Raw genomic sequence first — 10,024 nt, 5'->3', positions numbered from 1 at the left:
ATCGGCTGTTGATTTTTAAAGAACATTCGCAGGAAGCGCCTTGCTTTCACCGCGTTGCTGCGTCAGCAGCAGAGAAAGGAGATTATGAAGAACCTTCTGGATTTCGTCAACAGGTTTTTTTACTTCCCAACCCGCCGACTTCGCTGAAAAACCCTGTCACTGCTGGCTTTCCCGCCTTCCTCGTTTCCCTCGCGCCGCGTTGGCCGCAGCGCGAAAGACGGGAATTCTAGACACTTGCCTCAGCGCTTGCAAGCGGTTTTTTGATATCCGTAACGCGCATGACATACAAGCCGGCTATCACAGTCAAGGCCACATATAGACATGCGTCAAGAAGCAACTGCATGCCTCTCCATCACGCGCGATACGACATTCAGATAATGGTCGAGATCAGGCGTCGGGCGATTCGCCTCCTTCGCAAGATCGTCCCAGCGACGCAAACGCAGCGCATCTTCCGCATACGCCTTTTGCAAGAACGCCTTCGCCTCGTCGTCGCTGAAGATGCCGCCCTGCAGTTCCAGACTGCGCACGGAATCCGCCGACAACTTCCCAAAGTACGCCGCATCGATTGCGCACAGACAGCGCTTTGCGTCGACATGCAGACGGATCGGCTCGAGCACCGCTTCGGGCAGCACCGGCCGTAGAAACGGCAACGCGAAATATTGATGAAGATCGTCGATACCACGCTCGGTCGGCGTCTCGCCCTGCCGGTTCAGCAGATGTCCGAGGTCGTGCAGGAACGCCGCCGCGATCAACTCGTCGGTTGCGCCGTCCGCTTCGGCCAGTGCGCCGCTTTGCAGAGCATGTTCGAGCTGCGTCACCGGCTCGCCGCTATAGGCAAGTTGGCCGTGCGCCTCGAACAGTCCGCGAATGTCGTCCAGACTCAGTGCCACAACATCATTCCCACGGAAGAGAAAAGGTCTTGAGATTCGTAAAGCTCTTCATCGCTTCCTGCACGCCTTCCTTGTAGCCGAGACCCGAATCCTTGATGCCGCCGAACGGCGTCAGCTCCACGCGATAACCGGGCACTTCCCACACGTTCACCGTGCCAACGCGCAGCTCGTTGATGAAGCGCGTCATCGCGTCCTGCCGGTTCGTGCACAGGCCGCACGACAGACCAAACGGCGTACCGTTGCTGATGCGGATCGCGTCGTCGATGGTGTCGAACGTGATGATCGGCGAGACGGGGCCGAAGGTTTCCTCGCGGATCAGCGTCATCGACGGCTCAACCCGATCGACGACCGTCGGCGAATACAGCGCGCCCTCACGCCGGTTTCCCGTCAACAGGCGCGCGCCCTGCGCGACCGCTTCATTCACGCGCGCTTCGAAAAGACGCGCCGCGTCCTCGTCGATCACCGTGCCCATCCGGTTCGACGCATCGAACGGATCGCCATATGTCCATTCGCGCGTCTTCTCGACCACCAGTTCCGTGAAGCGGGCAGCAATGCTCGTTTGCACGATCATCCGCTTGACGGCCGTGCATCGCTGACCGGAGTTCTTGTACGAGCCCTGCACGGCCAACGCCGCCGCGCGTTCGAGATCCGCGTCTTCGAGCACGATCAGCGGATCGTTGCCGCCGAGCTCCAGCACCACACGACGATAGCCCGCGCGCTCAGCGATATGCTTGCCGATCGCCACGCCGCCCGTGAACGTCACGAGTTCGGCGAGCGGATTCGTGATGAGTTCGTCGGCGATTTCGCGCGGGTCGCCCGTCAGCACTTGCAGCATCGGCGCGGGAAGGCCCGCTTCGTAAAGAAGATCAGCGAAATAAAACGCCGACAGCGGCACCTTTTCCGACGGCTTCAGAATCACGCGATTGTTCGTCGCGATAGCGGGCGCGATCTTGTGCGCGACCTGGTTCATCGGGTGATTGAACGGCGTGATCGCGACGATCACGCCAGCAAGCGGATCGCGCTGCGTGAACACGCGGCGCTTCTTGCCATGCGGCGTCAGATCGCACGAGAAGCTCTGACCGTCGTCGCGCAACGCTTCCATCGACGCGAACTTCAGCACGTCGGCGACACGTCCGATCTCATAGCGCGAGTCCTGCTTCGACAAGCCGGCTTCGAGCGAAATCAGATCGGATGCCTCTTCGAGCCGTTCACGCAACAGCATGCCCGCGCGCTCGAGAATCTGCGAGCGTTCATAGCGGGAGAGCCTCGCGCAATACGCGGCCCCATAGTCGAACGCGGTACGCACATCGTCGACGCTCGCCTTCGGCACCGTGCCGACGCGCATGCCCGTGTACGGATCGAACACATCGAGCGTCCGCGGGCGCGCTGCGCGCTCGCCCTTCAGGCGCAGCGCTTCCGCGCGAAACGCGGGATGATCGTTGGACTGCAAGATTGCGTTCATGATGCCGCCAGATGGTTGAGCGCGATGTCGAACACATCGAAATTGCGCAGTCGCTTGCCCGCGACGCGTGCTTCGTCGATGCGCCCGTTGAAGATCAACGGCACTTCCTGCTCCGATAGACCACCGTGCGAACGCAGCGGCACCGTCAGGCCGGAGAGGTCATGTTCATCGCGGCGCGTGCCGAGCGCCGTGTTCTTCCTGCTGACGACAACGATGTCGCCGACACGGTCGTTCGGCAATTCGAAGCGCTCGCAGGCCGTCTTGTTGTCGAGCACGACCTCGATATCGTCGAGGCCGCCAAGGCGCTCGATCACCTGGCGTGCATTCGCGTCGCGCGGCAGATAGATCGTCGCGAACGAGCCGAGCGCGCCGTGATGCACGACATACGGATCGGTGATCGGCAGGATGACGCGTGCGGCGCGCGCGCCGAGCCATTCGTCCATCACGTCCTGCAAATAGATCACGTTCGGCTCGCCCGTCTGCGGATCATGCTTCGCGTTCATGCCGTGGTCGGCGGTGAGACCGATCACCCAGCCGAGCGCGTCCAGCTGCGCAAGGTAGCCGTCCATCATCGCGTAGAACGCGTTCGCGCCTTCCGTGCCGGGCGCCCACTTGTGCTGGATGTAGTCGGTGGTCGACAGGTACATCAGATCGAGCTCGCGCGTCTGCGCGAGCCGCACGCCCGCCGCGAACACGAACTCGGACAGACCCGCGCTGTACACATCGGGCAACGGCAGACCGACCAGATCGAGCACGCCGTCGATGCCGTTCTCTTCGAGCGTTGCCTTGTCGGCCTTTTCCGCCGAGAAGCAGATGCCCTTCATCTTGTTGCCGAGCAGGCGGCGCAGCTTGTCCTTGGCCGTGACGACGGCGACGGCCGCGCCCGCGTCGGCGGCAGCCGCGAGCAACGTCGGCGCGCGCAGATAGGCGGGATCGTTCATCATCACTTCGGCGCCCTTGCCGTCGTTGGCCTGCGGGTCCCAGAAGTAGTTGCCGCAGATGCCATGCACGGACGGCGGCACGCCGCACACGATCGACAGGTTGTTCGGGTTCGTGAACGACGGAATCACGCAGTCGCCGCGAAATGCCGCGCCGTCACGCAGCATCTTGCCGATAAACGGCGCCACGCCCGCCGTCACCGCCGCTTCCAGATAGTCGTACTCGCAGCCGTCGACGCATACCACCACCGTCGGCTTCACGGGCAGCCGGTAGCTGCGGCCATTCACTTCAACACTTCGTTCGGATCGGATTGCCATCGTTCTCTTCCCTACGCGTCGCCGACGCGTGTTCTTGATTCGTTCAGGCGAGGCGCGCGCTCAGGGCGTCATCGCCATCGTCCGTCTGGTTCGGCGCGCGCGGCTCGCCGGCCTCGTGCACGCGCTGCCTGCCGCCGTCCACATGCGCGAGCATCTGCCGCGCGGCTTCGTCCGCATCGCGCGCCGCGAGCGCCGACAGGATCGCGCGGTGCTCGGCGAGCGAACGCTCCATCGCGTCGGCCCGCACGCTGAGCGCTGTGCGCCGGAACAGACTCAACTCGCCCACCAGCCGGCTATACGTCTCATACAGCTTGCCGTTGCCCGCCGACGCCACAATCGCATCGTGAAACGCCACATTCGCTCGCGCGTACGCGCCGTGGTCGCCCGCATCGCGCGCGGCGCGCATCGCATCGACATGCGCGCGCAGCGCGGCAAGCTGGGCGGCGTCGATACGCGTCGCCAGCATCCGGCACGCCGCCTCTTCGAGCACCGCGCGCACCGCATAGATTTCATCGGCCTCGTCCAGCGAAACCGTCCGCACGAACACGCCGCGGTTTTTCTCATTACGCACGAGCCCCGCCTGCTCCAGCGCCCTAAACGCCTCGCGCACGGGACCGCGTGACACTTGCAGACGCGCGGCCCATTCGGCTTCGTTGAGCTTGTCGCCCGGCGCCAGCATGCCGTCGACGATATTGCGCTCGATCTCGTCGCGCACCAGCGCCGTCAGCGAGTGCCGCCTCACCACGTCGATCCGGTCATTTGGCCCAATTTCCATATTTTCGGTCATTTCGACATTTTTTGCCACATCGAGATGCGGCCGTCAGGTGCGGCGTGCCGGCACAGGCACGCCTCGGGGAAAATCAGGAAACGTCGTTGCTCAATCCACGCGGCGGCGCGGCACGCGGGCAGCAATCAGAAGCAGCGAGGCAAGCGACGCGAGCAGCAGAATGAGAGACAGCGCGGACGCGGGCAGATAGTAGCCGCGCTCGACCTGGCCGACGACCACGATCGGCACCGTCGCGAAACCGGGCGGATAGACGGTGAGCGTCGCGCCCAGTTCGCCGAGCGACAGCGCGAAGCCCAGCGCGAGGGACGCGCGGATCGCGGGCACGAGTTGCGGCAGCACGACACGGCGCAGCACCGTCGACGGCGGCGCGCCGAGGCTCGCGGCCGCTTCGCGCAACACGGTCAGCTCGGGCCGCAGCGCGGCCGCCGCGCAGCGATAGCAGAACGGCAACACGAGCGCCAACTGCACGAACACGACAATGGCCGCCGAACTCGACAGATCGAGCGGCTTCTTGTGATACGCGATCAGCACGGCGAGACCGAGCACGACGCTCGGCACGCCGTTGGGCACCATCGCGATCGTATCGACGAGCGCACCGATGCCCCGCCGGTCGCGCCCTTCGAGCGCGAGCGCCAGCCACAGGCCGAGCACCGTGCCGAGAATCGCGACGCCGAAGCCGATCTGCAGACTGGTCATCAGCGCGTCGAAATCACTGCCGCCGAGGCGCTCGAACCAGCGCATGCTGAAGCCGTCGGGCAGGATCGTGCCCGACCAGTGCGCGGCGACACTCGACAGCGCGACGACGATCACAGGCAGCACGAAGAGCCAGAAGCACAGCAATGCGGCGAACGCCATGAACAGACCGCCCGCGATGCGCGTGACGAGTCCGTGTTGAACAGGCCGCGCGCGATGATGCACGGCGGGCAGCACGGTTTGATCGACGTCGGACATTATTTCGCTCCTCCCACCTTGCGCCTGTTGACCTGGCGGTACAGCGCATACAACGACAGCGACATCGCCAGCATGACGACCGCGCCGGCTGCGGCCGTCGGCAGATCGAGATCGACGGTGGCCGAACTGTAGATCGCCACGGGCAGCGTGATCAGATGCGCACTGCCGAGCACGAGCAGAATGCCGAACTCGTTCAATGTCAGCAGGAAGCACAGGATCGTGCCCGCCGCGATGCCCGGCCACGCGAGCGGCACGATCACGCGAAACGCGACCATCCAGCCGTTTGCGCCGAGACTGCGCGCGGCTTCGATCAGGCGCATGTCGAGCATCGCGAACGATGCGAGCGTCGGGCGCACGACGAACGGCGCGTAGAACACCACTTCCGCGAGAATCACGCCGCCGATGCCGAACAGAAAGTCGAGCGGCGGCGCTTCGAGATGAAAGAGCCGTTGCAGGCCGATACTGACGGAGCCTTGCGAGCCATATAGAAAGATCAGCGTGAACGCCACGAGAAACGACGGGAACGCGACGAACAGTTCGAGAAAACGCGTAACGAGCCGCGCGCCAGGAAACGGCTTGAAGAACAGCAGCGACGCGAGCGCGACACCGAGAATCGACGCGAGTCCCGCGCTCAGGAACAGGATCCACAGCGTCGTGCCGATCACGCCGCTCGTCTCGGGATTGCGGAAAAACGCCGCGTACGCGCGAAAGCTCAGACCGTGCTCGCCCGTCAGGCTGAGCAGCACGAGACGCACGAGCGGATAGATCACGAGCGGGCCGAGCACGACCACGGCGAGGAACACCAGATGCCATTGCGACAGGCGCTCGCGCCGCCGCTTCGCCGCCGCGTGCGACGCGGCCGTCGCGGCGCGGCGCGCGTCAGTGGCGAGCGCGTCAGGGCTGGATAAGGACGACATCGTCTGCCTCGTAACGCACGGAGATCCGCACGCCCTTTTCGGGCGTCACGCCAGTGCCGCGCTGCATCGAAACGAGCACGGGTTCGTCGGGCATCGCATCGAGCGCGACCTGCACGGACAGCACTGAGCCGTACCACTCGACGGATGTAATCGTGCCGTGCAACTGGCCTTCGCCGAGCGGCACGATGCGCACTGCCTCGGGACGCAGGCACGCGACGCGGTCGCGCTCGCCGTAGCGCGCATCGCCGAGCGCAAACGCGACGTTCGGCGGCAGCAGATTGACCGCGCCGAGATAACGCGCGACGAACGCGTCGTTGGGCTTGTCGTACAGTTCCTGCGGCGTGCCGAGCTGCGCGATATGGCCTTCGCGCATCAGCAGCGTGCGGTCGGACAGCACGAGCGCGTCGTCCTGGTCGTGCGTCACGCAGACGATGGTCAGGTTCGGCAGGCGCTCATGCAGCGCCTTCAGCTCCGAGCGCACCGACGCGCGCAGATTGGCGTCGAGCGCGGAAAGCGGCTCGTCGAGCAGCAGCACGTCGGGCTCGATCACGAGCGCGCGGGCGAGCGCCACGCGCTGCTGCATGCCGCCCGATAGTTGCGCCGGCATCACGTGGCCGGCGTCGCCGAGCTGCACGAGCTTCAACGCATCGGCCACGCGGCGCGCGATTTCCTTTGTCGAGATGCGTCGCGCGCGCAGGCCGAACGCGACGTTCTCGAACACCGACAAATGCGGGAACAGCGCATAGCTCTGGAACAGCAGGCCCAGATTGCGCTTGTGCGGCGGCACGTGCGTGAGGTCGCGGCCCGCGACCGTCAGCGTGCCTGCGAGGCCGTCCGCCTCGATGAAACCGGCGATGAAGCGCAGCAACGTCGTCTTGCCGCAGCCGCTGCGGCCGAGCACGGTCAACAGTTCGCCGCGCTCGATCGTCAGCGACAGATCGTCGAGCACCGTGCGCGCGCCGAAGCGCACCGTCAGGTGTTCGATCTGCACGCCGCCGGGCGCCTCCGTCTGAGCGGCGCCATCCGCGCGCGGCGTCGCGTCCAGCGCGCCGGAACCAGCAAGGGTCGCAGTATTCACCGGGTCCATCCTCTTACGTTGGTGACTTTGAATGGCGCACGCGCGCGCCAAATGCATCTCGCGCGGCGTGTCTATTGTCACGCCGCGCGACTTCCATCAGACGCCGTGATTATTTCGGCTTGACGACTTCGAGTTGCTTGCCCGAATTGCCGATCACGTCGCTCTTCCAGCGGGCCGTCCATTCCGCCTTCTTCGCCATCACCTGGTTCCAGTCGACGGGGATCAGCTTGACGCCCGCGATCGCCTGCTTGACAGCCGCGCCGTTCTTGCCGGAAAGCGGCACGTCGGTGCGGCCCGGAATGCCGAAGATGTCCGGCACCTTCGACTGCACTTCCACCGACATCAGATAGTCGATCAGCTTCTTGCCTTGCGGCTGATTCGGGCCGTTCTTGATCAGGCCGATCGCGTACGGCAGCTGGAACGTGGTCGGCTGGCCGCCCGTCTCGGCTGCAAGGAAGATCGGCTTGAGCGACAGGCCGCCGTTGGCCGCGTCGTCGAGGTCCATCTGCAGGTCGCCGTTTGCGACCGCGATTTCGTTACGCGAGAGCAGCACGTCGAGGTAGCCCGTGCCCTTGGTGTGGAACTTGGCGCTCTGCTCCAGCTTCTTCAGGTAGTCGAACGCCTTGTCTTCGCCCATCAGCGACGTGGTCAGGATGATCACGGCCATGCCGTCGCCCGCCGTCGCCGGGTTCGAGTACGCGATCTTGCCGCTGTAGTCGGGGTGCAGCAGGTCGGCGAATGTCTTCGGCTGGGTCTTCACGACTTCCGGGTTGATCGCGAACGAGAAATAGTTGTTCACGAAGGTCGCCCACGCACCGTCGGAAGCCTTCGCGATAGCGGGCACGTTCTTGTAGTTCACGCTCTCGTAGTTCTGCAGCAGGCCCGACTGCGCCGCCTGCTGGATGAACGGCGGCAGCGTGACGATCACGTCGGCCTTCGGCGCGTCCTTCTCGACGGTCGCGCGGTTCACGACTTCGCCGCTGCCCGCCGTCACGATGTTGACCTTTACGCTTTCCCGCTTCTCGAACGCAGGCAGCACGTCCTTGTAGAGATTCTCGAGGCCGTCAGCCGTATACAGCACGACCGCGCCCGCCGCGTGCGCGGACATCGCGCCGCCGAACGCGGCTGCCGCGACGAGCGCGGGCAGCAGCTTGCGAGCCGTCTGGCCAATGCGACCGATACGGCCCGCCGGGCGAAGGTGATCCGTCTTTTTCATGTCGTTCTCTCCGAAAGGCAAAAAACCTGTGGGTATCCCGATAGTCGTGGTGTCCGGACTGCCCTTCGGAAGAGCCGCCCGGCTGATTCGCAGCCGAAGCCGTGCGAATTGCAGATTGCTGACAACTTTTCTTGCGGCGCTTGCGCCAAGACATCCCTCCGACCATTAGCGTTGCTGGGCGCCTTGCCTGAATGGGCACGGCAAGGATCGTCTCTTTTTGTGACAGCGACGTGAAGATTCTGACGATTTCCACAAAATGACACAAATAGCCAATAATATGCAAAACAACGGACAACGCAATGGGCGCCCGGCAAGGCGCATTTCACCAATATTAAGGAGGCTGTGTGATTCTTGGAAACGACCCGATCCTGCTTACGCCGGGACCGCTGACGACCTCGCCGGCAACGCGTCAATCGATGCTGCGCGACTGGGGCTCGTGGGACGCCGCATTCAACCGCATGACGCAAAGCGTCTGCGCCGATCTGGTCGAGATCGTGCATGGCGGCGACGAGTATGTCTGCGTGCCGCTCCAGGGCAGCGGCACGTTTGCCGTCGAAGCTGCGCTGGGCACGCTGGTGCCGCGCGACGGCCGCGTGCTCGTGCCGAACAACGGCGCGTATTGCGCGCGCATCGTCAAGGTGCTGCAGCGCATGGGCATCGCGTATGTGGAGCTGCCGCTGCGCGAAGACCAGCCGGTGAGCGCCGCCGCGATCGAAGACGCGTTCAACCGCGACCCGCGCATCACGCACATCGCGCAGGTGCATCTGGAAACGAGCGCGGGCCTGCTGAATCCTCTCGACGAGATCGCCGCCGTCTGCGAGCGCCACGGCAAGAGCCTGATCGTCGACGCGATGAGTTCGTTCGGCGCGCTGCCCATCGACCTGCGCGCGGACGGCATCGACGCGCTCGTGTCGGCGAGCGGGAAGTGCCTGGAAGGCGTGCCCGGCATGGGCTTCGTGATCGTGCGGCGCAGCGTGCTCGAAGCGTGCGAGGGACGTTCGCCGTCGCTCGCGCTCGATCTGTACGACCAGTTCGCATACATGCAAAAAACCACACAATGGCGCTTTACGCCACCGACGCACGTGCTCGCCGCGCTGCGCACGGCGCTCGACCAGTTCATCGCCGAAGGCGGCCAGCCGGCGCGCGGCGCGCGCTACGCGCGCAACTGCGGGGCATTGATCGACGGCATGAAGGCGCTCGGCTTTGAGTCGTTCCTGCCCGCCGACGTGCAGGCGCCCGTGATCGTCACGTTCCATGCGCCGCGTGATCCGAAGTGGCAATTTGCGCAGTTTTATGCAGCCGTGCGCGAGGCCGGATACATCCTGTATCCGGGCAAGCTCACGCAGGTGGAGACGTTCCGCGTCGGCTGCATCGGTTCGATCGACACGAACGAGATGCACAATGCCGTCGCCGCGATCGGCCGGACGCTGGCGAGCCTCGGCATCAGCGTGAAGTGAACGAAAGGCA

10 protein-coding genes are annotated in these 10,024 nt (G+C 64.6%); 2 read left to right on the top strand and 8 right to left on the bottom strand.

Translation table 11 applies throughout. From position 1 onward, the window contains the following. On the top strand, positions 1-230 hold a 230-nt coding region (locus tag J8I87_RS33265; protein WP_209936481.1), incomplete at its 5' end, for a hypothetical protein. A 96-nt stretch (positions 231-326) separates the two neighbouring features. Here J8I87_RS33265 and J8I87_RS33260 read toward each other — a convergent pair. From J8I87_RS33260 to phnS, 8 genes are all read right to left on the bottom strand, one after another. Next, a complete protein-coding gene (locus tag J8I87_RS33260; protein WP_209936480.1) occupies positions 327-890 on the bottom strand; it encodes a phosphonate degradation HD-domain oxygenase in 564 nt (187 codons plus the stop codon). A gap of 4 nt (positions 891-894) precedes the next feature. Continuing rightward, positions 895-2,352: a phosphonoacetaldehyde dehydrogenase gene (gene phnY / locus J8I87_RS33255; RefSeq protein ID WP_209936478.1), complete on the bottom strand. Its 1,458-nt coding sequence runs from the start codon at positions 2,350-2,352 to the stop codon at positions 895-897. Further along, complete coding sequence (gene phnA / locus J8I87_RS33250) at positions 2,349-3,608, bottom strand: phosphonoacetate hydrolase (protein WP_209936477.1); 1,260 nt, start codon at positions 3,606-3,608, stop codon at positions 2,349-2,351. The genes phnY and phnA overlap by 4 nt, the downstream gene beginning before the upstream one ends. A gap of 43 nt (positions 3,609-3,651) precedes the next feature. Continuing rightward, on the bottom strand, positions 3,652-4,395 hold the full coding sequence (locus tag J8I87_RS33245) for a phosphonate utilization associated transcriptional regulator (protein ID WP_209936476.1): 744 nt from the start codon (positions 4,393-4,395) through the stop codon (positions 3,652-3,654). A 90-nt stretch (positions 4,396-4,485) separates the two neighbouring features. Beyond that, a complete protein-coding gene (phnV, locus tag J8I87_RS33240; protein WP_245254345.1) occupies positions 4,486-5,346 on the bottom strand; it encodes a 2-aminoethylphosphonate ABC transport system, membrane component PhnV in 861 nt (286 codons plus the stop codon). After that, the gene (locus J8I87_RS33235) at positions 5,346-6,263 is read right to left on the bottom strand and encodes a 2-aminoethylphosphonate ABC transporter permease subunit (RefSeq protein ID WP_209936475.1); all 918 of its coding nucleotides are present in this window, start codon (positions 6,261-6,263) and stop codon (positions 5,346-5,348) included. Before J8I87_RS33235 ends, phnV begins: the two co-directional genes overlap by 1 nt. After that, on the bottom strand, positions 6,241-7,341 hold the full coding sequence (gene phnT, locus J8I87_RS33230; RefSeq protein WP_209936473.1) for a 2-aminoethylphosphonate ABC transport system ATP-binding subunit PhnT: 1,101 nt from the start codon (positions 7,339-7,341) through the stop codon (positions 6,241-6,243). Before phnT ends, J8I87_RS33235 begins: the two co-directional genes overlap by 23 nt. A gap of 109 nt (positions 7,342-7,450) precedes the next feature. Beyond that, positions 7,451-8,557 carry a 2-aminoethylphosphonate ABC transporter substrate-binding protein gene (gene phnS / locus J8I87_RS33225; protein ID WP_209936472.1) on the bottom strand — a complete coding sequence of 369 codons (1,107 nt, stop codon included), beginning with the start codon at positions 8,555-8,557 and terminating at the stop codon, positions 7,451-7,453. A 344-nt stretch (positions 8,558-8,901) separates the two neighbouring features. On the opposite strand from phnS, the gene J8I87_RS33220 reads away from it, so the two are divergent. After that, positions 8,902-10,014 carry a 2-aminoethylphosphonate--pyruvate transaminase gene (locus J8I87_RS33220; RefSeq protein ID WP_409518856.1) on the top strand — a complete coding sequence of 371 codons (1,113 nt, stop codon included), beginning with the start codon at positions 8,902-8,904 and terminating at the stop codon, positions 10,012-10,014. Positions 10,015-10,024: the final 10 nt, after the last annotated feature.

Origin of the sequence: Paraburkholderia sp. LEh10, assembly GCF_017814945.1 — a bacterium.
In the GTDB taxonomy this organism is placed as follows: Bacteria; Pseudomonadota; Gammaproteobacteria; order Burkholderiales; family Burkholderiaceae; genus Paraburkholderia.
Note: the sequence above shows the minus strand (reverse complement) of the source record. Positions and strands in the feature narration are given on the sequence as shown.

Coding starts and splice junctions, on each gene's coding strand:
- phnY (WP_209936478.1), bottom strand. CDS start 2,352: ATGAACGCAATCTTGCAGTCCAACGATCATCCCGCGTTTCGCGCGGAA.
- phnA (WP_209936477.1), bottom strand. CDS start 3,608: ATGGCAATCCGATCCGAACGAAGTGTTGAAGTGAATGGCCGCAGCTAC.
- J8I87_RS33245 (WP_209936476.1), bottom strand. CDS start 4,395: ATGACCGAAAATATGGAAATTGGGCCAAATGACCGGATCGACGTGGTG.
- phnV (WP_245254345.1), bottom strand. CDS start 5,346: ATGTCCGACGTCGATCAAACCGTGCTGCCCGCCGTGCATCATCGCGCG.
- J8I87_RS33235 (WP_209936475.1), bottom strand. CDS start 6,263: ATGTCGTCCTTATCCAGCCCTGACGCGCTCGCCACTGACGCGCGCCGC.
- phnS (WP_209936472.1), bottom strand. CDS start 8,557: ATGAAAAAGACGGATCACCTTCGCCCGGCGGGCCGTATCGGTCGCATT.